This window comes from Nonomuraea sp. NPDC049684 (genome assembly GCF_044465345.1).
Lineage (GTDB): Bacteria > Actinomycetota > Actinomycetes > Streptosporangiales > Streptosporangiaceae > Nonomuraea.
In genome coordinates, this window is the sequence record NZ_JBITLO010000007.1 from 36,417 (window position 1) to 57,183 (window position 20,767).

At 72.6% G+C, this 20,767-nt stretch carries 19 protein-coding genes; 13 read left to right on the top strand and 6 right to left on the bottom strand.

Going from position 1 to position 20,767, the window contains the following annotated elements; genetic code table 11:
* Positions 1 to 54: 54 nt before the first annotated feature.
* Complete coding sequence (locus ACIBST_RS22835; protein ID WP_397174316.1) at positions 55 to 408, bottom strand: ArsR/SmtB family transcription factor; 354 nt, start codon at positions 406 to 408, stop codon at positions 55 to 57.
* Between the two features lie 136 nt (positions 409 to 544).
* Between ACIBST_RS22835 and ACIBST_RS22840 the strand changes: the two genes are divergently transcribed.
* The gene (locus ACIBST_RS22840; RefSeq protein WP_397174318.1) at positions 545 to 1,981 is read left to right on the top strand and encodes an MFS transporter; all 1,437 of its coding nucleotides are present in this window, start codon (positions 545 to 547) and stop codon (positions 1,979 to 1,981) included.
* A gap of 105 nt (positions 1,982 to 2,086) precedes the next feature.
* Here the strand turns inward: ACIBST_RS22840 and ACIBST_RS22845 are convergent, their stop codons facing one another.
* Entirely contained in the window at positions 2,087 to 2,512 is a 426-nt protein-coding gene (locus ACIBST_RS22845) for a MerR family transcriptional regulator (RefSeq protein ID WP_397174319.1), read from the bottom strand.
* Positions 2,513 to 2,689: 177 nt separating this feature from the next.
* Here ACIBST_RS22845 and ACIBST_RS22850 point away from each other — a divergent pair, with 177 nt between their 5' ends.
* Together ACIBST_RS22850 and ACIBST_RS22855 are read left to right on the top strand one after the other, a co-directional pair.
* Positions 2,690 to 3,145: an SgcJ/EcaC family oxidoreductase gene (locus tag ACIBST_RS22850; RefSeq protein WP_397174321.1), complete on the top strand. Its 456-nt coding sequence runs from the start codon at positions 2,690 to 2,692 to the stop codon at positions 3,143 to 3,145.
* 35 nt (positions 3,146 to 3,180) lie between these two features.
* The gene (locus ACIBST_RS22855; protein WP_397174322.1) at positions 3,181 to 3,807 is read left to right on the top strand and encodes an NAD(P)-dependent oxidoreductase; all 627 of its coding nucleotides are present in this window, start codon (positions 3,181 to 3,183) and stop codon (positions 3,805 to 3,807) included.
* Between the two features lie 13 nt (positions 3,808 to 3,820).
* On the opposite strand, the gene ACIBST_RS22860 is transcribed toward ACIBST_RS22855, so the two are convergent.
* The gene (locus tag ACIBST_RS22860; protein WP_397174324.1) at positions 3,821 to 4,456 is read right to left on the bottom strand and encodes a TetR/AcrR family transcriptional regulator; all 636 of its coding nucleotides are present in this window, start codon (positions 4,454 to 4,456) and stop codon (positions 3,821 to 3,823) included.
* A 91-nt stretch (positions 4,457 to 4,547) separates the two neighbouring features.
* Between ACIBST_RS22860 and ACIBST_RS22865 the strand changes: the two genes are divergently transcribed.
* From ACIBST_RS22865 to ACIBST_RS22875, 3 genes are read left to right on the top strand one after another with little or no spacing between them, the layout of a single operon-like run.
* Entirely contained in the window at positions 4,548 to 5,204 is a 657-nt protein-coding gene (locus ACIBST_RS22865; protein WP_397174326.1) for a CatB-related O-acetyltransferase, read from the top strand.
* A gap of 53 nt (positions 5,205 to 5,257) precedes the next feature.
* Positions 5,258 to 6,430, top strand: coding sequence for a macrolide family glycosyltransferase (locus ACIBST_RS22870; protein ID WP_397174328.1), 1,173 nt, complete (start codon positions 5,258 to 5,260; stop codon positions 6,428 to 6,430).
* A 41-nt stretch (positions 6,431 to 6,471) separates the two neighbouring features.
* Positions 6,472 to 7,038 carry a YciI family protein gene (locus tag ACIBST_RS22875; protein WP_397174330.1) on the top strand — a complete coding sequence of 189 codons (567 nt, stop codon included), beginning with the start codon at positions 6,472 to 6,474 and terminating at the stop codon, positions 7,036 to 7,038.
* A gap of 133 nt (positions 7,039 to 7,171) precedes the next feature.
* On the opposite strand, the gene dgoD is transcribed toward ACIBST_RS22875, so the two are convergent.
* The 3 genes from dgoD to ACIBST_RS22890 are packed head-to-tail and all read right to left on the bottom strand — an operon-like array spanning position 7,172 to position 10,532.
* Complete coding sequence (dgoD, locus tag ACIBST_RS22880; RefSeq protein WP_397174331.1) at positions 7,172 to 8,314, bottom strand: galactonate dehydratase; 1,143 nt, start codon at positions 8,312 to 8,314, stop codon at positions 7,172 to 7,174.
* A complete protein-coding gene (locus ACIBST_RS22885; protein ID WP_397174333.1) occupies positions 8,311 to 9,390 on the bottom strand; it encodes a Gfo/Idh/MocA family protein in 1,080 nt (359 codons plus the stop codon). The genes dgoD and ACIBST_RS22885 overlap by 4 nt, the downstream gene beginning before the upstream one ends.
* Before the next feature lie 17 nt (positions 9,391 to 9,407).
* A complete protein-coding gene (locus ACIBST_RS22890) occupies positions 9,408 to 10,532 on the bottom strand; it encodes a GntR family transcriptional regulator (protein ID WP_358299374.1) in 1,125 nt (374 codons plus the stop codon).
* A gap of 89 nt (positions 10,533 to 10,621) precedes the next feature.
* Between ACIBST_RS22890 and ACIBST_RS22895 the strand changes: the two genes are divergently transcribed.
* From ACIBST_RS22895 to ACIBST_RS22925, 7 genes are all read left to right on the top strand, one after another.
* Entirely contained in the window at positions 10,622 to 12,226 is a 1,605-nt protein-coding gene (locus ACIBST_RS22895) for a hypothetical protein (protein ID WP_397174334.1), read from the top strand.
* Positions 12,227 to 12,241: 15 nt separating this feature from the next.
* Positions 12,242 to 13,492, top strand: coding sequence for an enolase C-terminal domain-like protein (locus tag ACIBST_RS22900; protein ID WP_397174336.1), 1,251 nt, complete (start codon positions 12,242 to 12,244; stop codon positions 13,490 to 13,492).
* Positions 13,493 to 13,606: 114 nt separating this feature from the next.
* Positions 13,607 to 14,965 (top strand): extracellular solute-binding protein, encoded by a 1,359-nt coding sequence (locus ACIBST_RS22905; protein WP_397174338.1) that lies wholly within the window; start codon positions 13,607 to 13,609, stop codon positions 14,963 to 14,965.
* Positions 14,962 to 15,894 carry a carbohydrate ABC transporter permease gene (locus tag ACIBST_RS22910; protein ID WP_397174340.1) on the top strand — a complete coding sequence of 311 codons (933 nt, stop codon included), beginning with the start codon at positions 14,962 to 14,964 and terminating at the stop codon, positions 15,892 to 15,894. Before ACIBST_RS22905 ends, ACIBST_RS22910 begins: the two co-directional genes overlap by 4 nt.
* On the top strand, positions 15,891 to 16,745 hold the full coding sequence (locus tag ACIBST_RS22915; RefSeq protein ID WP_364338760.1) for a carbohydrate ABC transporter permease: 855 nt from the start codon (positions 15,891 to 15,893) through the stop codon (positions 16,743 to 16,745). The genes ACIBST_RS22910 and ACIBST_RS22915 overlap by 4 nt, the downstream gene beginning before the upstream one ends.
* Positions 16,745 to 17,590 carry an NAD-dependent epimerase/dehydratase family protein gene (locus ACIBST_RS22920; protein ID WP_397174342.1) on the top strand — a complete coding sequence of 282 codons (846 nt, stop codon included), beginning with the start codon at positions 16,745 to 16,747 and terminating at the stop codon, positions 17,588 to 17,590. The genes ACIBST_RS22915 and ACIBST_RS22920 overlap by 1 nt, the downstream gene beginning before the upstream one ends.
* A gap of 23 nt (positions 17,591 to 17,613) precedes the next feature.
* Positions 17,614 to 20,766, top strand: coding sequence for a sugar-binding protein (locus tag ACIBST_RS22925; protein ID WP_397174344.1), 3,153 nt, complete (start codon positions 17,614 to 17,616; stop codon positions 20,764 to 20,766).
* Position 20,767 lies beyond the last annotated feature (1 nt).

Genomic DNA, 20,767 nt, shown 5'->3' on the forward strand with positions numbered 1-20,767 from the left:
CGGTGACGCCTCCGGCGGCCCGGCCGGTGGGAACGCGCGGGCAGGGTCGGTAGGTCAGGTGGCCGGGGCGGTGTCGTCGTGCTGCTGGGCGGCGGCGTCGGTGCGGGCGCCGGACAGGATGGCGTCGAGCAGGCCGGGGTAGCGGGCGTCCAGGTCCTCGCGCCGCAGGACGAGCAGGTTCTCCCGGCCCGACGGCTGCTGCCAGATCACCCCGCTGTCGCGCAACACCCGCCAATGGTGGGTCATGGTCGACTTCGCGGTGATCCCCAGCGTGTTCAGCACGCTGGTGCAGTTGTGCTCACCCCCGGCGTCGAGGATGCGGACGACGGACAGCCGCACGCCGTTCCCCAGCGCCGACAGCACGTCTTCGACCCGGATCTGATCAGGGTCGGGATGACGGAAAGCCATGATCCAACTGTACCGCGACTGTCGAACAATCCCCTTCCGGTCTGGCATAGTACGACCGTACGTAAATCATCGTACGATCGTTTCGTGCGGCGGGCTTCCGCGTGCCCGCTCACCGGCTCCCTCCGAAGGGCGTTCCATGTCCACACCATCCACGCTGCCCGCGTCCGTCGCGGACGGCGTCAAGCCCAGGCTCGGCTGGACCCTGGCGCTGCTCGCCCTGGCCCAGCTCATCTACGCGCTCGACCTCAACATCGTCTTCGTCGCGCTCCCGCGGATCGGCGCCGACCTGGGCTTCCCCGGCCAGACCCAGCAGCTCGTGGTCAGCGCGTACGTCGTCTTCGCCGGCGGCTTCCTGCTGTTCGGCGGACGGGCGGCCGACCTGCTCGGCCGCCGCCGCGTCTTCGTGCTGGCCCTGGCCCTGTACGCGCTGTCCTCGCTCGCGGGCGGGCTGGCCGCGGGCCCCGTCGTCATCATCGCCGCCCGCGCGGTGCAGGGCGTCGGCGGGGCGCTGCTGCTGCCCTCGACGCTGGCGCTGCTCAACAGCCTGTTCGCCGAGGGGCGGCAGCGCAACCGGGCGCTGGCCGTCTGGGGCGGCGCGGGCGCCAGCGGGCTGACGATCGGCGCGCTGCTCGGCGGCGTCCTCACCGAGAACTTCGGCTGGCCCGCCGTCTTCTTCGTCAACGTCCCCCTGGCCGGGCTGGTCGCGCTGGCCGCCCTGGCCGTCGTCCCGCGTGACCCGGCCAGGCGAGAACGGCGCAGATTCGACATGCCGGGGGCGCTCACCGTGACAGGCGGGTCCACGCTGCTGGTCTTCGCCCTGGTCGAGGGGCCCGAGCTGGGCTGGGGCAGCCCCCTGGTCGCGGGCGCCTTCGCGGTGGCCGCCGTGCTGCTGGTGATCTTCGCGCTGGTCGAGGCCCGCAGCGCGGATCCGCTCATGCCGTTCCGGCTGTTCCGCAACCGCAGCCTGACCGTCGGCATGCTGGTCACCTTCGTCTACATGGCCACGTTCGGAGTCCTGCCGTACTTCCTCACCGTGCTGCTGCAGAGCGTCCACGGCTACAGCGCCCTGCAGAGCGGGCTGGCCTTCCTCGTCCCGTCGCTGGCCATCGCCGCCGGCACCCAGGGCGGCGAACGCCTGGCCACCCGGATCGGCACCCGGGCCACGCTGCTGATCGGCTTCGCCGTCGGCGTCGCCGGGACCGCCGTCCTGGCCCTCGGCTTCGACGCCGACGCCGGGTACGGCCTGCTGATCCCCGGTCTCGTCGTCTCCGGCCTGGGACAGGGCGTCGTCTGGACCGCCATGTGGATCGCCGCCGCCACCGGCACCCCCGCCCACGAGCAGGGCGTCGCCAACGGCATCGCCTCCACCGCGCTCAACATCGGCAACGCCATCGGCCTGGCCGTCTTCACCGTCATCGCCGACCTCGGGACCGCGGGCAGGACCGGCCAGGCCCTGCGCGCCGCCACGGCGGACGGCGAGTTCCTGGTCGTCCTGCTCACCGCGGCGGTGATGATCGCCGGCCTCCTGGTCACCCTCACCCTGCCCCGCCGCACCCCCGACCCGACCCCCTGACGGTCCGCCCCCTTACCTCCTGCCGCCTGACGCGGGCCTCGGCCGCCGCGAGCACCCCTTCGGTGCATGCGGCGGTCACGGCGTCCGCGCCCGCAGGGCCATGGTTCAGTGCTGGTGAGCCTCTTCCAGGGATGCCCCCGCCAGCCGCGCCCTGACCGCTCCGGTGAAGGCGGGGCACTCGAGGACGTTCTCGTGCGGGCAGGCCATGCCGTGCGCGATGGCGGTGCGGGCCACCTGGGCGCGGGCGATGCGCTCGTCCAGCTCGGCGACTTTGCGCCGGTACAGCTCCCGCCACCCGTCGCCAGGCTCGGACCGGGCCGCGATGAACGTCCTGACCTCGCGCAACGTGAGGCCGACCTCGCGCAGCAACAGGATCACCGCGACCAGCTCGGCCGCCGACGGCGGATAGCGCCGCTGCCCCGAGACCCGCTCGGGCGCCGGGATCAGCCCGAGCTCCTCCCAGTAGCGCAGCGCGGAGGTGGCGACGCCGGTGCGTCCGGCCAGCTCGCCGATCGTCAACTGCTCGCTCATGGGACCGCAAGCATACGTGAGCCCGCCGTCCTGGATCATGCCCCGGCAGGCGGCGCGGCGATTGGCGGCGCCCCGTGTTGACACTGGCCGACCCCTCTTCTAATCTCTTCTTCAGAGAAGATAAATCTTCAAAGAAGCAAATGCTTCCGCGAAGTCACCTGAGGAAGGGCAACGACCATGAGCAGCACCCTCACCGCCGCCGACGCCGCCGCCATCACCTCCGTGCTCGACCGTCTCGCCGACGCCTGGAACCGGGCCGACGGCGGCGCGTACGGCGACCTGTTCACCGAGGACGCCACCTACATCACCTACGTCGGCACCCTCTACACCGGCGCCCGCGAGATCGGCGACGCCCACCAGGCGCTGTTCGACAGCTTCGTCAAGGGCACCAGGCTGGCCAGCGAGACCGTCGGTATCCGTCTCACCGGCCCCGACACCGCCCTCGTCGTCACCCGCGGCGACACCTACAAGGGCAGGCCCGGCAAGCTGCACAAGATCCAGACCTACACGATGGTCCGGCAGCCGGACGGCGAGTGGAAGATCGCCGCCTTCCAGAACACCAAGCACCAGGCCCTCATGGAGGCCATCTCCTTCAAGTTCCAGCCCGCCAGCAAGCCCGCCGCCCACGCCTGACCCCTCGGCCCCTCGCCACGGAAGATCGTCCGCTCATGACCTCCCTCGCCGTCGTCGCCGCCACGGGCCGCACCGGCCGCCTCGTCGTCGAACGCGCCCTGGCGGCCGGGCACACCGTCACCGCCGTCGCCCGCCGCCCCGGCGACCTCGACCTGGCCCACCCGCGGCTCGTCCGCCGCGCTGCCGACGTGACCGACCCCGCGAGCCTGCGCGACGCCCTGACCGGCCACGACACCGTGATCTCCGCCCTCGGCCCCGGCGGCCGCGGCCCCACCACGGTCTACTCGCAGGGGACCGCGGCGATCGTCGCGGCGCTGCCGCCGTCCGCCCGGCTCGTCGTGATCTCCTCGGCCGGGCTGTCCGTCCCGGCCGGTGCGGGGCCCGTCACCCGGTTGCTCGGCCGCGTCCTGCGCCACGCCATGCGCCATCCGTACGCCGACATGGCGCTCATGGAACAGGCGCTCGCCCGGACGGAGCTGACCTGGACGGCCGTCCGCCCCACCGGCCTGACCGACCGGCCCGGCACCGGCCGCCCCCGTGTCTCGATCGGCGCGACCGAACGCCTGGGCGCCCGTACGTCCCGCGCCGACCTGGCCGCCTTCATCGTCGATCACCTCGGCGACCCGAGCACGTACCGCCTGCCCGTCGCCGTCTCCTCCTGAGCGCGCACCGGCCTCACCGCCCCGGCGGAGGGGTGAAGGCGCCGGCCGTGGCGGCGAGCACGGCCGTCCGCGCCGCCTGCTCCGGCAGGTCGGGGTCCGGAGGCGTGCGGAGGAGCACCAGGTGGTGGTAGAGCGGCGCGGTGGCGGCGACGAGCAGCCGCCGCGCGTCGGTGCCGGCCGGCAGCTCGCCCCGCTCGACCGCCCGCCTGACGACGACCTCGCAGCGGGTGTACCGGTCCTCCCACAGCCGCCGTAGGCCGCGGGCGGCCTCCTCCGAGCGGAACGACGCCGCGATCAGGGCCGCGGCGATCGACGGCTGCGCGGTCATGGCCGCCTGGTTCTCGCGGTTGAGCGCCGTCAGGTCGCCCAGCAGGGAGCCGGTGTCCCGGGGCTGCCAGTCGTCGTCGCCGGTCGCCTCCAGGACGTCGGCGAGCAGGCCGCCGACGTCCCGCCAGCGCCGGTAGACCGTCGCGCGGTGCACGCCCGCGCGGCCCGCGACGGCGTCGAGGGTCAGCCCGTCGAAGCCGCGTTCCCCGAGCTCGGCGCGGACCGCGTCGAGCACCTGCGCGCGGATGCGACCGGTACGGCCACCCGGACGGCGGCGCGGCCCTGACGACGGGCTCTCGGACGACGGGCTCTCGGGCGTCAACGCTCCCTTTCCCGTTTGCGAGGCGGACGTCGGCATGCCACCATCTTAATGTACAAGTTGTCGCATTAGCAGCGGCGGAAGGAAGAGATCCATGAACGCCCGCGTCCCCGCCGACCCCGCCGTCCTGCACCCGATGCCCGCCCAGCCACGGGTGGTGCTGCTGCGGCCGCTGGTCAAGTCCCCGCTGATCGAGGTGGGGGAGTTCTCCTACTACGACGACCCCGACGACCCGACCGCGTTCGAGACCCGCAACGTGCTCTACCACTACGGCCCGGAGAGGCTGGTCATCGGCAGGTTCTGCGCCCTGGGCGCCGGCGTGCGCTTCATCATGAACGGCGCCAACCACCGCATGGACGGCCCCTCGACCTTCCCCTTCCCCACCATGGGCGGCTCGTGGTCCGACCACTTCGACCTGCTCACCGGCCTGCCGAACCGGGGTGACACCGTCGTCGGCAACGACGTCTGGTTCGGCCACGGCGCGACGGTGCTGCCCGGCGTGCGCATCGGGCACGGCGCGATCATCGGCGCCGGCTCCGTGGTCACCTCCGACGTGCCCGACTACGGGATCGTCGGCGGCAACCCGGCCCGCCTCATCCGCACCCGCTACCCGGCCGGCGACGTCGCCCGCCTGCTCGCGGTGGCCTGGTGGGACTGGCCCGCCGAGCACATCACCGAGCACGTGCGCACGATCATGTCGGGCAGCGTCGCCGACCTGGAGGCCGCCGCGCCGGGCGCGCGTCGCGCCTGACCGCCGTCCCTCACCTGTCCCGCCGCGCAGAACCCGGAATGAGTGATTCGCCCATGTCTCGCCGCCGCGCCCACATCGCCATGGTCGGCATCCCGGCCGTCAGCCACATCCTGCCCAGCCTGGAGATCGTCCGCGAGCTGGTGGCCCGCGGCCACCGGGTGACGTACGCCAACGACCCGGCGGTCGCCGACCTGGTCACCGGCGCCGGCGCCGAGCTGGTCCCGTGCACCTCGACGCTGCCGGTCGCCGACAACGACTGGCCCGACGACCCCATCGCGGCGATGAGCCTCTTCCTGGACGACGCCGTCCAGGCGCTCCCGCAGCTGCGCGCCGCCTACGACCACGACCCCGCCGACCTCTACCTGTACGACATCGGCGCCTACGCCGCGCGGGCCCTGGCCGAGGCGCAGGGCCGTCCGCTGCTGCAGCTGTCGCCGACGTTCGTGGCCTGGAAGGGCTACGAGGAGGAGGTGGCCGAGCAGCTCTGGCGGCTGCCGGGGGCCGACGCCTACCGGGCCAGGTTCGCCGGGTGGCTCGCCGGATCCGGCGCGACCACCACCGACGTCGACGCCTTCTCCGGCCGTCCGCCCCGCGCGCTGGCCCTGATCCCGCGGGCCATGCAGCCGCACGCCGACCAGGTCGACACCGCCACCGTGACCTTCGTCGGCCCCTGCCACGAGCTACGCGGGCAGGGCGGCTGGACCCGTCCGGGCGACGCCGCGAACGTCCTGCTGATCTCCCTGGGGTCGGCCTACACCCGTCAGCCGGAGTTCTACCGCCGGTGCCTGGCGGCCTTCGGCGGCCTGCCCGGCTGGCACGTCGTGCTGCAGATCGGCAAGTACACCGATGCGGCGGAGCTGGGCGAGATCCCGTCCAACGTCGAGGTGCACCCGTGGGTGCCGCAGCGGGCGATCCTCGACCAGGCCGACGCGTTCGTCACCCACGCGGGCATGGGCGGCTGCTGCGAAGGGCTGCTGGCGGGCGTGCCGATGATCGCCGTCCCGCAGGGCGCCGAGCAGTTCGCCAACGCCGACCGGCTCGTGGAGCTGGGTGTGGCCCGCCGCATCGACACCGCCGACGCCACGGCCGAGGCCCTGCGCGCCGCGCTCGTCGAGCTGACCGCCGACCCCGACGTGGCCCGCCGCCTGACGCGGCTGAAGGCCGAGGCGCGGGCCGAGGGCGGCACCACCCGCGCCGCCGACCTCGTCGAGCAGATGCTCGGCTGAGCCGCCGGGCCGCGCGACGGTGGTGACCGGGAGGAGATCACGTGGTAGGTACTTCCGGCATGGAGTTCTTCTGCCACCACCGTGACCGTCCCGGATCGGGCCCCCTGCGCAAGGAGCTGGGGGAAGCGCACTGGTCCTACATGGACCGGTACGAAGCGGAGCTGATCGCCCGCGGCCCGACCCTCGACCGCGAGACCGGCGCGGCCACCGGCAGCGTGCACATCGTCGACCTGCCCGGCCCCGCCGCCGCGCGGGCGTTCGCCTTCGACGAGCCCAACTACCAGGCCGGGGTCTACCGCGACGTGCTGCTGCGCCGCTGGCGCAACGTGCTGGGGCGCACCATGTGGGAGTTCCCCGGCGGCCGGGAGGGCGGCAACCGGTACCTGGTGCTGGGCCTCGGCTCCGGGCAGCCCGCCGACCTCGTCCCGCCGGCCGACGGCGACGAGCTGATCGCGTACGGGCCGCTGCTGTCCGACGACGGCGCCACCTGGGTCGGCACCGCGCTGCTGGTCCGGGCGCCGGACGCGGACGCGGCCCGCGCCGTCCTCACCGCCGACCGCTACGCCGGGATCGAGGTGCACGACTGGCAGTTCGGCGGCCGTCGGTGACGGCCTGCGGCCACGCGACGGTCAGGGCGGGCAGGGCGAGGCCGGGGAACCCCAGCTGGCGCCCATGACGATGATCGGCGTGACGCTTGCCCTCGGGCGCGGCCGTACGATCGGCCGCGCGCTCCATGGACGGCTACCACTCGGCGAACGAGCCGTCCCGGTGCCGCCAGACCGGGTTGCGCCAGGCGTGCGACGACGCCTGGCGCACCGCCTTCTCGTCGACCTCGATGCCCAGGCCGGAGGCCGTCGGGCGGTCGAGGTGGCCGTCGGTGAAGGTGAAGACCGAACGGTCCACCAGGTAGTCGAGGAGTTCGCTGCCGTCGTGGTAGCCGATGCCCAGCGACTGCTCCTGGATGAGGAAGTTCGGGGTCGCGAAGTCGATCTGCAGGCAGGCGGCCAGAGCGATCGGGCCGAGGGGGCAGTGGGGAGCGAGGGTGACGTCCCAGGTCTCCGCCATCGCGGCGATCCGCCGGACCTCGGAGATGCCCCCGGCGTGCGACAGGTCCGGCTGGATCACCGCCACGCCCGTCGGGAGCACGTCGCGGAAGTCCCAGCGGGAGAACAGGCGCTCGCCGGTCGCGATGGGAATTGATGTGGACTCCACCACTCGTCGCAGGTCGCGGGAGAACTCAGGGAGCACCGGCTCTTCGGCGAACAAGGGGGACAGCGGCTCAAGCAGCGGCAGCACCTTGCGCGCGGCCGCCGACGTGAAGCGGCCGTGCAGGTCGACGGCCAGGTCGACGCCGTCGCCCACCGCGTCGCGCACCGCCGCGAAGCGGGCCACGATCCGGCTGGTGAGGGCCGGTGACGGGATCGGCGGCAGCCGGCCCTCCCAGGCGGCGAACTTCAGCGTGTCGAAGCCCGCCTCCACCCGGGCCACGGCGTTCTCGGCCAGTTCCGCGTCCGTGTCGCCGTGCGCCCACGTGTAGACCTTGGCCTGATCGCGCACCGGGCCGCCGAGCAGGTCGTGGACCGGCACGCCGAGAGCCTTGCCCTTGATGTCCCACAACGCCTGGTCGATCCCGGCGACCGCGCTGGACAGCATCGGGCCGCCCCGGTAGAAGCCGCCCTTCGACATCACCTGCCAGTGGTCCTCGATGCGGCCGGGGTCGGCGCCTGCCAGCGCCTCCATCAGCGTGTTCACGCAGGCGGCGACCGTCTCGGCGCGGCCCTCGACGATGGGCTCGCCCCAGCCGCTGACGCCCTCGTCGGTGTCGACGCGCAGGAACATCCAGCGCGGGGTGACGACGAAGAGCTCGAAGCCGATGATCTTCACCGGAACACCTCGGGGTTGTCGCCGTGCAGGTTCCGGTGGAACGGGTCGCCCGGACCGATCTCGCCGGAACGCACCGGCTGCCCGGTGAGCGCCGACTTGTACATCGCAGTGATCAGCTCCAGCGCCCTGCGGCCGTCCTGGCCGCTGCCGCGTGGCCGCCGTCCGGCCCGCAGGTCGGCGATCAGGCCCCGGAGCTGGGCCAGGTGGGAGCTGGGCACGTCGTCGGGCGGCGGCCAGTCGAGACCGGCCACGCCGGGGGCGGGGGTGATCGTCCAGTTCTCGTTGGCGTAGCCGTACAGGTGGGTGAGCTCCAGGGTGGCGGCGGCGAGGTCGACGCGGAGGTGGCTGACCTGGCGCGGCGCCAGCGACGTGCTGACGACCGTGGCCAGCGCGCCGGAGTCGAAGCGGACCAGCGCCGTCGTCACGTCGTCGGTCCGCACGTCGCGGGCGAGCCTGGCGGCCATGCCGCGCACCTCGCTCCAGTCGCCGAGCAGTTCGAGCATGAGGTCGATCTGGTGGATGCCGAGGCCCATGGCGGGGCCGCCGCCCTCGGTCTCCCACCGGCCGCGCCACGGGACCGCGTAGTAGCCGGGGTCGCGGAACCAGGTGGTCTGGCAGTGCGCGACGTACGGCCGGCCGAGTGCGCCGCCGGAGATCAGCGCGCGGGCGTGCTGCGCGGCCGAGCCGAAACGCTGCTGGTAGATGACCGCGGCGTACGGGCCGCCGGCCCGCTCGGCCGCGGTGATCTCGTCGTACTCCGCCAGCGACAGGCACGGCGGCTTCTCGCACCACGCCCACGCGCCCGCGCGCAGCGCGGCGACCACCTGGTCGCGGTGGAGCGCGGGCGGGCTGGCGATGTCGACGAGGTCGGGGCGCAGGTCCCGCAGCGTCGCGGTGAGGTCGTCCGAGGCGTACGGCACGGCCCACCGGTCGGCGAACGACCTGGCCGCCTCGACGGTGGCGTCGACGACCGCGACAACCTCGATATCGGCCGACATTTCGCGAAAAGCCGGCATGTGGGTGGAGTCGGCGATCTGACCGCCGCCCACCAGGACGACGCGAAGAGGGGAAGGCATGGGGGACCTCGGGAGGTTCAGGCGGTTTGGGCGGAGACCACGCGCAGATAGGCGGAAGCCGACTCGCGGGTGCGGATCTCGATCGGCAGCACCACGTGCTCGACCTCCGACGCCGTCTCGGGATGGTCGATGCGCTCGGCCAGCAGCCGCATCGCCCGCTCGCCCATCTCCCGCGACGGCAGGCGGGCGGCGGCGACCGTCAGCGGCAGCAGGTCGAACGGCCCCGCGTCGTCCATGCCGGCCAGTTCGACCTGGCCGGGCACCTCGACGCCCATCGCGGTGAGGTCGGAGGCCGCGTGCGCCAGCACGAACCCGTTGGCGCACAGCAGCACCGTCGGCGGCTCGCGCCGGTCGAGCAGCCCGGCCAGCATCTCCCGCCGCCGGTCCTCCGGCAGCCGCAGATAGGTCTTGAGCGCGGTCAGCTCCGGCGAGACCGGCAGCCCGTGCTCGCGCAGCGACTGCACGTGCCCGGTGAGGCGCTCCTGCACGGAGGTGCACTCGGTGGCGTCCCAGAGCGCGGTGATGCGCCGGTGCCCCTGCCCGATGAGGTACTCGGTCAGCCGGTAGCCGATGGCGAAGTTGTCGAAGAGCACCGCGTCGGTCGGGGACTCGGGGTGGTAGCGGTCGACCATGACCAGCGGGACACGCCGCCGTCTCAGCTCGGCCAGGGCGGGGGAGTCGTGGTGGGCGTCGACCGAGTACAGCGCGACGCCGCTGGCCTGGGTGTCGAGCGCCTGACGCAGCGCCTTCTCCTGGGCGGCCGGTGAGCCCTTGGTGTTGGACAGGAACATCCGGTAGCCGAGTTCGGCGCAGACCGACTCGATGCCGTCGATCACGTCGGAGTTGTGCGGCCCGTGCCCGTGCATGATGTAGGCGATGGAGCGCTCCCGCGTCGACTCGGCCGGGACGGGCCGGTCGGCCACGAACGTGCCGCGTCCGCGCCGGCGTACCAGGTAGCCCTCGGTGACCAGCTCGTTGAGCGCGCGCACCGCGGTGGTGGTGCTCACTCCGAACCGTTCGCAGACCTCGCGCTGGCTGATGAACGGCTCGTCCTGCACGTACTCACCGCGCGAGATCGCCGCGACCAGATCCCGCTTGACCTGCTGGTAGAGCGGCTCCTGGCTGTCGGACGATTCGTTCATCCTGCCCCCATCCGTCCCATTCGTGATCGTTGACACGTTAACACGCTAAGACTAACGTCGGGCCGCATTCGGCGAAAGGACACCCAGCGGTGACACCCGAGGAGTTCCTGAAGGTTCAGGACGAGCGCTACGACCCCGAACACCGGCTGCCGTGGCAGCTGTCACGCAGCAACGGATACCACACGACGATCCCGGCCGGCACCCGCGTGCACGACACCCGCGCCTCCACCGACTACGCGATCGCGTTGTTGCAGGCAGGCCGCCTCGACCGGGCCAAGGACGTGCTCGGCGCGATCGTCGGCCTGCAGGAGCGCGACCCGCTCGACGACCACTACGGCATCTGGGGCTACTTCATGGAGGAGCCGCCCCAGGCCATGGCGCCCGCCGACTGGAACTGGGCCGACTTCATCGGCGTACGGCTGGCCCAGGTGCTGGCCGCGCACGGGGACGTCCTCGACGGCCGGATCGCCGAGGCGCTGCGCCACGCGGCCCTGTCCATCTTCCGGCGCAACGTCGGCCCGCGCTACACCAACATCGCCCTGCTCGGCTCCGTCACCTGCGCGAGCGCCGGCGAGCTGCTCGGCACGCCCGAGTTCCTCGCCTACGGCAGGCGCAAGCTCGCCGCGATGCTGGAACGCGACGCCTTCGCCGAGTACAACTCGCCCGCCTACAGCCCATTCCTGCTGGAGATCTGCGAACGCGCCCACGTGGTGGTCCGCGACCAGGGGTTCCTGGAGCAGATCGAGGTCATGCGGGAACGCGTCTGGGCGGCGCTCGCCGAGCGCTTCCATCCGGGCACAGGGCAGCTCGCCGGGCCGCACGCCCGCGCGTACACCGACTGGCTCAGCGAGGAGTTGACGTGTTATCTCGCCGCACAGACGGGAGCGCCGATCGAGCCGCGCCCCGGCGTCGGGATCCGTGACGACACCCCGCGCTTGGTGCCCACGCTGCCCTGCCCGCCGCGTCTGGCCGGGCGCTTCGCCCGGCTGCCCGAGCCCGAGGTGCAGGTCAGGACCGTCTTCGACGGCCAGACCACCGGCACCACCTGGCTCAGCGAGGACGCCACGCTGGGCACGGTCAACGAGGAGTTCGCCTGGGTGCAGCGCAGGCCGCTGCTCGGCTACTGGCGCACGCCCGAGGACCCGGCCGTGGTGCTGCGCGCCCGGATCATGCACAACGGCCACGATCTGACCGCCGCGTGGTGCCGTCAGGCGCAGGACGGGCCCAGGGCGCTGGCCGGATGGTGGCTCACCTACGACTCCGGCGACTTCCATCCGAACCTGGACAAGCCAGAAGGCAGCGTCTTCGACGTGGGCGACCTGCGGCTGCGCGTCACGCTGCGCGGCCGGGGCGTGCGGGGCCGCGAGCTGGGCGACGGCGTCTTCGAGCTCGCCGCCGGAAGGCGCCGGGCGGTCGTGCACACGGGCGCGGCCGCCTTCCTCGGCGAGCCCGCCACCTGGGCCCTGACGACCGGCGAGGACGAGGTCGCCGTCGAGGCGGTGCTCTACAGCGGGCCGCGCCGGCCGGTCGACTTCCACCACGCGGTCCTGCGCGCCGGGTTCGCCGTGGAACTGCTCGCGGAAGGCGCGGAACCCGCCGCGCAGGCGCTGCTCAGCGCCGTGGGGGAGGAGGAGGTCCGCTGGTCGTGGGGCGGCCTGGAGGTCGCCGTGCCCGCCCGTCCCACCCGCTTCTGAAAGGCGCGTCCCCGCATGCAGGAAACCCAGGCCCCCTGGACGTCCAGGGACGGGCTGACGATCACGCGCGTGCGTGCCGTCGTCACGGCGCCCGAGGGCATCCCGCTGGTCGTGGTCAGGATCGACACCTCCGACGACGGCCTGCACGGCCTCGGCTGCGCCACCTTCACCCAGCGCTTCCACGCCGTCGCCGCGACCGTGGACGAGCACGTGGGCCCGATGCTGATCGGCCGCCATCCGGCCGACATCGAGGACATCACCCGCATGATCCACCTGTCGTCCTACTGGCGCGGCGGACCGGTGCTGAACAACGCGCTGTCCGGCGTCGACATGGCGCTGTGGGACATCGCGGGCAAGCGCGCCGGCATGCCCGTGTACGAGCTGCTCGGCGGCCGGGTGCGCGCGGCGGCGCCCGTCTACCTGCACGCCGAGGGCGCCACCGTCGAGGGCACGCTGGAGCACGCCCAGCGGCTCATGGCCGCCGGATATCGCCACGTCAGGCTGCAGACCGGGCAACCGGGGCTGGGCGGCTACGGCGCGCCCGGCAGGGCGAACGCCTACCCGGACGCGCCGCATCCCGACGGCTGGGACGTCAGGCACTACCTGCGCACCACCCCCGCCCTGTTCGACCGGGCCCGCGAGGTCCTGGGCGAGGACGTCGAGCTGCTGCACGACGTGCACAGCCGGCTCACCCCGAAGGAGGCGATCCTGCTGGCCAGGTCGCTGGAGCCGTACCGGCTGTTCTTCCTGGAGGACGTGGTCGCGCCCGAGCACTACGACCGGCTGCCCGAGGTGCGGGCGGCCTCGCCCGCGCCCATCGCGGTCGGCGAGCTGCTCGTCTCGGTGCCCGACGCGGCCAGGCTCATCCTGGGCGGCGGCGTCGACCTGCTGCGCTGCCACGTCTCGGCCATCGGCGGGCTGACCCCGGCGCGCAAGCTGGCCGCGCTCTGCGAGCTGACCGGGGTGCGCACGGCCTGGCACTCCCCGGGCGACGTCTCGCCCGTCGGCGTGGCGGCGAACCTGGCGCTCGACGTCACCACGCCCGCGTTCGGCATCCAGGAGGGGCACGTCTACCCCGACAGCGTGTGCGAGGTGTTCCCCGGCACGCTCAATCCCGTCCGAGGTCACCTGCGTCCCGCCGACCTGCCCGGCTGGGGCATCGAGCTGGACGAGACGCTGGCCGCCGCGTACCCGCCGGTCACGCACCTGCACGAGCGGTGGGCCGCGCGGGTCCGCCGCCCCGACGGCGGCATAGAGGCACCTTAGTTGACGCGTTAACTCGTTGCATTTCGCGCGCGTTACCATCCCGTGCTTTACACGTTAACGCGTCATATATAGCGTTCGACTCGACTCGCCCCCCGGCATGAACTTGGAGTCCCGATGAACACGTACATGGCTAGAGGAGCCGCGGGTCTGCTGCTCCTGGCCGCGGTCGCGGCGTGCGGCGGCGGGCAGGACGGCACGTCCGGCGGCAAGACCGAGATCACCGTCTCCGGCATGCCGCCCAGCACCCAGCCGGAGAGCCAGAAGAACTTCCTGGCCCAGGTCGCCGAGTTCGAGAAGGCCAACCCGACCATCAAGGTCAAGCCGACCGAGACGCAGTACGACGTCAAGACGTTCGCGGCGCGCCTGGCCGCGGGCCGGCTGGAGACGGTCTTCCGCGTCCCGCTGACCGACCCGCAGGCCATGATCAGGCGCGGCCAGGTCGCCGACCTCACCGCGGACCTGAAGCTGCTCGCCAAGTCCGACTTCGACAAGCGCATCCTGGCCCCGAGCAGCACCCCGGACGGCAAGATCTACGGCCTGCCCACCGAGGCGTACGCCGCCGGCCTCGTCTACAACCGTGAACTGTTCACCAAGGCCGGGCTCGATCCCGACAAGCCCCCGGCCACCTGGGACGAGGTGCGGGCCGCCGCCAAGACGATCAGCGACAGGACCGGGGTGCCCGGCTTCGGCATGCACGCCACCGCCAACACCGGCGGCTGGATGCTCACGACCATGACCTACTCCTACGGCGGCCGGATGGAGAGGGAGGAGGGCGGCAAGGTCGTCCCCGCCTTCGACGACGCCCCCACCAGGCAGGCCCTCGCCCTCCTCAAGGCGATGCGCTGGGACGACCGCTCGATGGGCACCCAGCACCTGCGCGACCAGGACGACCTGCTGCGTGACTTCGCCGCCGGCAAGGTCGCGATGATGATGGGCGCGCCCAACCTCTACGGCAGTTACGTCGCCAAGTTCAACGGCAAGCCCGAGGTGTACGGCCAGACCACGCTGCCGTCCGGGTCGGGCAAGGGCACGCTGCTGGGCGGCACGGTCGCCGTCGTCAGCCCGAAGGCCACTCCCGAGCAGCGCCGGGCGGCGGTCAAGTGGATCGACGCCGTCTACCTGCGGCCCAAGTACGACCCGGCCCTGGCCACCGAGCGGGCCGAGAAGAAGAAGGCCGACGGTCTCGTGGCCGCCGTGCCGCAGCTGCCGTTCTTCGCCCCCGCGGTCTCCGACCCGGTGATGGCCGCGGAGAAGGCCGTCTCCAACGTCGACTGGGAGCACTTCGCCACCTACAACGAGGGCGTGAAGGCGCAGGAGTTCATCTCCGAGCCGCCCGTCGCCGGCCAGGAGCTCTACGCCGCGCTCGACACGGTCGTCCAGGCGGTGCTGACCCGCCAGGACGCCGACCCGGCGGCAGAGATCACCAAGGCCGTCGAGAAGGTGAAGCCGATCCTGGACAGGTCGCAGCAGTGACGGCGCTGGCCGAGCAGGCGGACGCGGCGGTCACCACGCCGCGCCCGCCCCGGCGGCGCCGGGCCCGGCACCCCCACGCGGTGGCCTCGGTGTTGTTCCTCGCGCCGCTGGTGCTCGTGTTCGCGGTGTTCTCCTGGTGGCCGATCCTGCAGAGCGCCATGCTCGCCTTCCAGCGCACCAACCTGGTCGAGGCGGCGAGCTGGGTCGGCTGGCAGAACTTCGCCAACCTGTTCGCCGATCCGCTGCTCGGCAAGGCAGCGCTGAACACGCTCTGGTTCACCGTCCTCGCCCTGATCCTCGGCTTTCCCGTGCCGGTCTTCCTCGCGGTGGTCATGTCGGAGCTGCGCAAGGGCGGCGGCCTGTTCCGCGTGCTGGTCTACCTGCCGGTGGCGGTGCCACCGGTCGTGGCGATCATGATGTGGAAGTTCTTCTACAACAGCGACTACGGCCTGCTCAACGGCCTGCTCGGACTCGTCGGCCTGGGCCCGTTCCCGTGGCTGCAGGACACGCAGTGGGCGATGCCCTCGCTGGTGCTGGAGGCCACCTGGGCGGGCGCGGGCGGCACCGTGCTGATCTACATCGCGGCGCTGACCAGCGTCCCCAGGGAGCTGTACGAGGCGGCCGAGAGCGACGGCGCGTCGATCCGGCGGCGCGTGTGGCACATCACGCTGCCCCAGTTGCGCGGCGTGCTGCTGCTCATGCTGCTGCTGCAGGTCATCGGCACCTTCCAGGTCTTCACCGAGCCGTTCGTCATGACCGACGGCGGCCCTGAGGACGCGACGGTGACCGTCCTGCTGCTCATCTACCGGTACGCCTTCGTCTACGGCGACTACGGCATGGCCGGCGCTCTGTCGGTGCTGCTGGCGGTCGTGCTCGGCCTGCTGTCGGCGGTGTACCTGCGCATGACGAAGGCTTGGAGCACGACATGAGCGGACTCATCTCCGATTCCGACCGCAAGAAGCGCGGCGTACGCGCGGTGCTCGGCTCGACCCAGTTCGCCGTCTTCCTCGGCGTGCTCGTCGCCGGGCTCGGCCCGATCCTGTGGACGGTCAAGGGGGCGATCTCCCCGACGCGGGAACTGCTCACCGACCCGCTGCGCCTCTACCCGGCCGCCCCCGACTGGTCGCTGCTCGCCGAGGCATGGAGCAGGCTGCGCATCGGCCACTTCATGCTCAACACGGTCGTCCTGGCCGGAGGGTCGTGGCTGGCGCAGATCGTCGTGTCGGTCATGGGCGCGTACGCGCTGTCGGTGCTCCGGCCGCGCTACGGCAAGTACGTCTACGGCGCGATCCTGGCGACGCTGTTCCTGCCGGGCAGCGTGTCGCTCGTCGCGCTCTACCTGACGGTGCTCGACGTGGGCATCGCCGACACCACGTGGGCGGTGTGGCTGCCGCACGCCGCGCACGCCTTCACCGTCCTGCTGATGAAACGTTTCTTCGACGGGATCCCGCGCGAGCTGTTCGGCGCGGCCCAGGTCGACGGCGCCGGACCGTGGCGGATGTTCTGGTACATCGTGCTGCCCATGTCGAAGCCCATCCTGGCCGTGACGTCCCTGCTGACGATCATGGGCGCCTGGAAGGACTTCCTGTGGCCCATGGTGGCCATCTCCGACGGCGAACTGCACCCGATCTCGGTGGCGCTGCCCAGGCTGGCGGAGTTCGCCGAGGAGAACATGGTCATCGCCGGCATGTTCATGGCGTTGATGCCGCCCGTGCTCGTCTTCATCGTCTTCCAGAAGTACATCGTGCGCGGCGTGGGGTTCACGGGGGTCAAGGGCTGATGCTCAGCAGAGTGCTCGTCACCGGCGCCGCCGGGCTGATCGGCCGGGCCGTCCTCGCGCGCTGCGCGGCCGAGGACGTGCCGGTGACCGCGCTGGTCCTGGAGGATCCGGGCGACCTCAAGGCCGACCGCGTCGTCGTGGGCGACGCGGGCGACCCCGAGGCCGTACGGCGGGCGCTGGACGGCGTCGACGCCGTGATCCATCTGGCGGCCATCCCCAGCCCCAACGACAACCCCCCGCAGGAGGTCTACCTCAACAACACCGGCGCCACGTTCGCGGTGCTCGACGAGGCGGGCCGGGCCGGGGTGCGCCGCGCGGTCATCGCCAGCAGCCTCAGCGTGCTCGGCATGCCGTTCTCCCCGCACCGCCTGGAACCGGCCTACCTGCCCGTCGACGAGGCGCACCCGCTGCTGGCCGCCGACCCGTACGCGCTGTCGAAGGAGGCCGACGAGTCCACCGCGCGCATGATCCACCGGCTGCACGGCATGACGGTGGTGGCGCTGCGCTTCCCGTTCGTCGGCGGCCCCGAGGACCGGCTGCCCGAGCGGGCCGCCGAGTTCGCCGCCGAGCCGGCCAGGGGAGTCGCCGACCTGTGGGCCTACCTGGACTCCCGGGACGCGGCCACCGCCTGCTGGCTCGGCGTCACCCGGCCGATCGACGGCTCCCACGTGCTGTTCGTGGCCGCCCCCGACACCATCGTCCCGCTGCCCACCGAGGAACTCGTCCATCACTTCCTGCCCCGCTCCCCGCTGCGCGCGGCCCTGCCCGGCCGGGCCGTGCCGATCGACGTGACCAAGGCCCGCCGAGTCCTCGGCTTCGAGGCGGAGCACCTGTACCGGTTCTGACGAACGGAGAGGATCCACCCCCCATGAGATCCCGCATCCATCTCTGGTTACGTACCGTCATCACCTCCCTGCTGATCGTCCCGTTCCTGGCCGTGCCGTCCCACGCGGCCACCGACATCGACCAGGTCGTCGGCGACTTCGAGTACGGCACGCAGGGCTGGGCCCTGGGGCTCGGCCCGGAGTTCCCCGGCGCCAAGGGCGCCCTCACCAGCGACGCGGCCGACGCGAGGACCGGAGCGCGCTCGGCCCTGCTGACCGCCGACCTCACCGCCGGCGGCAAGTACGTCGAGGCCGGGTACGCCACGGCCGCCGACCTCAAGGCGCTGTCGCTCTGGGCGCGCTCGCCCGCACTGCCCACGGTGACGCTCCGCCTGGTGGACAGCACCGGGCAGACCCACCAGCAGCGGCTGCCGCTGGCCGCGGGCGGCGGCTGGCAGCGGCTCACCGTCACCTCCTTCACCGCCGGGCAGTCCTACCAGCACTTCGGCGGGGCCGGCGACGGCGTCTGGCACGGGCCGGCCAAGCGGGTGGCGTTCCTCGTCGAGCGCACCGGGCAGCTCAGGCTCGACGGGGTCACGATCACCGCGCCCGCCCCCGACCTCGCCCTGGGGCAGCGGGCCGTGGGCAACGTGTTCGTGCAGCCCACCCAGCCCTCGTTCGACGTGACGAGCCGGGGCGACGCGCTGACCTGGACCGTACGCGACCTGTCCGGCGTCCAGGTGGCCGCGGGCGGCGGAACTCCCGGGACGCTGGCCGTACCGGTCGCCAGGCCGGGGCACTACCGGCTCAGCGTGACCGCGACCGCGGCCGGGACGGCGATCGCCACCAAGGAGACCGCCTTCGCCGTGCTCACGCCCTTCACCGCGACGGGCGACTCCCCGTTCGGCGTGGCCGGGCACTTCACCCGGGCAGACTGGGGCGCTCCCGGCGGCGACCTGCTGGAACTGGCCGCCAAGGCCGGGGTGCGCACCGTGCGCGACGACGCGTTCTGGGAGTCGATCGAGAAGACCGAGGGCGTCTACGAGTACGGGCGCTACGACCCGCTGCACGCCACGCTCGACGCCGAGGGCATGCGCTGGCTGCCGATCGCCGCCTACACCAATCCCCACCACGACGGGAACGCCACGCCGTACACCGACGCGGGCCGCGCCGCCTACGCCGCGTACGCCTCGGCGTTGATCGGCAGGTACGACCTGCCGTGGATCGAGGTCTACAACGAGTTCAACATCGGCTTCGGCGACCGCGGCAACGGCCCGGCCGACTCGCGCGCCGACTACTACTTCCCGCTGCTGAAGGCCACCTACGAAAAGGTCAAGGCCGGCCACCCGCAGGTCACGGTCGTCGGCCCGGCCTCCGCCGGCGTGCCGCTCGCCTGGCTGGAGGAGCTGTTCAAGCTCGGCGCCCTGAAGTACCTCGATGCCGTCTCCATCCACCCCTACGTCTATCCGGGCACGCCCGAGTCGGCCGCCAAGAGCATCGACGACCTCGACGCGCTGGTCAGGAAGTACAACAACGGCCGGTCCAAGCCCATCTGGATCACCGAGCAGGGCTGGCCCACCCACACCGACGCGCGCGGCGTCACCGAGGCCGTCCAGGCCGCCTACGTGGTCCGCGCCCACGTGACGGCGCTGGCCAAGGGCGTGCAGCGGTTCTTCTGGTACGACTTCATGAACGACGGCACCGACCCGGCGCTCAACGAGGACAACTTCGGCCTGGTGCGCAACACCGCCGACGCCTCCGGCCGGTGGACGCCCAAACCCGGCTACGTCGCCTACGCCGCCATGACCAGGCAGCTCACCGGGGCCGCCCATGTCAGGCAGGAGGCCGAGGGCCGCCAGCTCTTCCGTAAGGACGGCCACGACCTGCGCGTCCTGTGGTCGGCCCAGCCCGCGACCGTCTCGCTGCGCACCGACGCCCCGCTCACCGTCACAGACCTGGCCGGCGCGAGCGAGGTGCTGCGCCCGCTCGCCGGCCGCGTCACGCTCTCGCTGTCTAGCGACCCGATCTACGTGCGCGGTGACGCCGTGCTGGAGGACGCCGCCCGCTACACGGTCACCGGCGGCGGCGCCGTGGTCGGCGAGGGGATCGAGCTGAAGCTGGCCGTGGACGCCACGCGCGGCCCCGCCGTACGCGGCAGCTTCGCCGTCGGCGACGTCGAGGTGCCGGTGTCGGTGCGCGGCGGGCGCAGGGCGGAGATCCCGGTGTCGCTGCCCGCAGTGACCCGCACCGGCCAGCTCGACCTGGTCGGCCGCCTGAAGATCCACGGGAGGCCGGTCGCCAGGCTCGGCTCGCGGGTCGAGGTGACGCAGCCGTTCGCGATCAGCGCCAGGCACGTGCTGCCGGACGACCTGGCGATCACCGTGCGCAACCTGTCGGCCAGGGAACTCGCCCCCGGCGACCTGGGCTGGACCTTCGGCGCTCGCACCGGCACGCTGCCGATCGCCGGGACCGTGCCCGCGGGCGGCTCGCGCACCGAGCGCCTTCCGCTGGCCGACCTGCCCGCCGGGCCGTACGAGCTGCGGCTGGACGCCGTCGCGGGCGTCGGCGTCACCGGCCGGGTGGCCCGCGTCGCCGACGGCGCGCTCAACCGGGCCGACCGCGCCACGATCACCGTCGACGGCGTGCCCGACGACCTGACCGGCCGCCCGGCCGTCGACCTCGCCGACGGCACCGTCAAGATCCCCTCGTACGGCGGGCCGGACGACCTCAGCGGCACCCTCCACGTCACCTGGGACGCCGACCGCTTCTACCTCAGCGCCAGGATCCACGACGACGTCCACACCCAGACCAGCACCGGAGCCGACATCTGGCAGGGCGACTGCCTGCAGTTCGCCGTCGCCGCCGGACTGCCCGGCGAGACGCGCACCTGGTCCGAGCTCGGCCTCGCGCTGACCGCCCAGGGCCCGCAGTTCCACCGCTGGCTCGGCGACGGACCGGAACCCGAGGCCAAGGTCGCCGTCACCCGGGACGAGACGGCCGAGGAGACCGTCTACGAGTTGTCGCTGCCCTGGGCGGCACTCGCCCCCCTCACCCCGCAGGACGGCCTGTTCAGCCTGTCCGTCGTCGCCAACGACAACGACGGGACCGGCCGCGAGGGCTGGATCGAATGGGGTTCCGGCATCGCCGGGACGAAGAACCCCGCCCTCTTCCGCCCCGCCCGCTTCATCGGGCAGTAGC

Coding starts and splice junctions, on each gene's coding strand:
- ACIBST_RS22865 (WP_397174326.1), top strand. CDS start 4,548: ATGAACGCCCGCGTCCCCGCCGACCCCGCCGTCCTGCACCCGATGCCC.
- ACIBST_RS22890 (WP_358299374.1), bottom strand. CDS start 10,532: ATGAACGAATCGTCCGACAGCCAGGAGCCGCTCTACCAGCAGGTCAAG.
- ACIBST_RS22900 (WP_397174336.1), top strand. CDS start 12,242: ATGCAGGAAACCCAGGCCCCCTGGACGTCCAGGGACGGGCTGACGATC.
- ACIBST_RS22915 (WP_364338760.1), top strand. CDS start 15,891: ATGAGCGGACTCATCTCCGATTCCGACCGCAAGAAGCGCGGCGTACGC.
- ACIBST_RS22925 (WP_397174344.1), top strand. CDS start 17,614: ATGAGATCCCGCATCCATCTCTGGTTACGTACCGTCATCACCTCCCTG.
- ACIBST_RS22850 (WP_397174321.1), top strand. CDS start 2,690: ATGAGCAGCACCCTCACCGCCGCCGACGCCGCCGCCATCACCTCCGTG.
- ACIBST_RS22870 (WP_397174328.1), top strand. CDS start 5,258: ATGTCTCGCCGCCGCGCCCACATCGCCATGGTCGGCATCCCGGCCGTC.
- ACIBST_RS22920 (WP_397174342.1), top strand. CDS start 16,745: ATGCTCAGCAGAGTGCTCGTCACCGGCGCCGCCGGGCTGATCGGCCGG.
- ACIBST_RS22835 (WP_397174316.1), bottom strand. CDS start 408: ATGGCTTTCCGTCATCCCGACCCTGATCAGATCCGGGTCGAAGACGTG.
- ACIBST_RS22905 (WP_397174338.1), top strand. CDS start 13,607: ATGAACACGTACATGGCTAGAGGAGCCGCGGGTCTGCTGCTCCTGGCC.
- ACIBST_RS22845 (WP_397174319.1), bottom strand. CDS start 2,512: ATGAGCGAGCAGTTGACGATCGGCGAGCTGGCCGGACGCACCGGCGTC.
- ACIBST_RS22885 (WP_397174333.1), bottom strand. CDS start 9,390: ATGCCTTCCCCTCTTCGCGTCGTCCTGGTGGGCGGCGGTCAGATCGCC.
- ACIBST_RS22855 (WP_397174322.1), top strand. CDS start 3,181: ATGACCTCCCTCGCCGTCGTCGCCGCCACGGGCCGCACCGGCCGCCTC.
- ACIBST_RS22840 (WP_397174318.1), top strand. CDS start 545: ATGTCCACACCATCCACGCTGCCCGCGTCCGTCGCGGACGGCGTCAAG.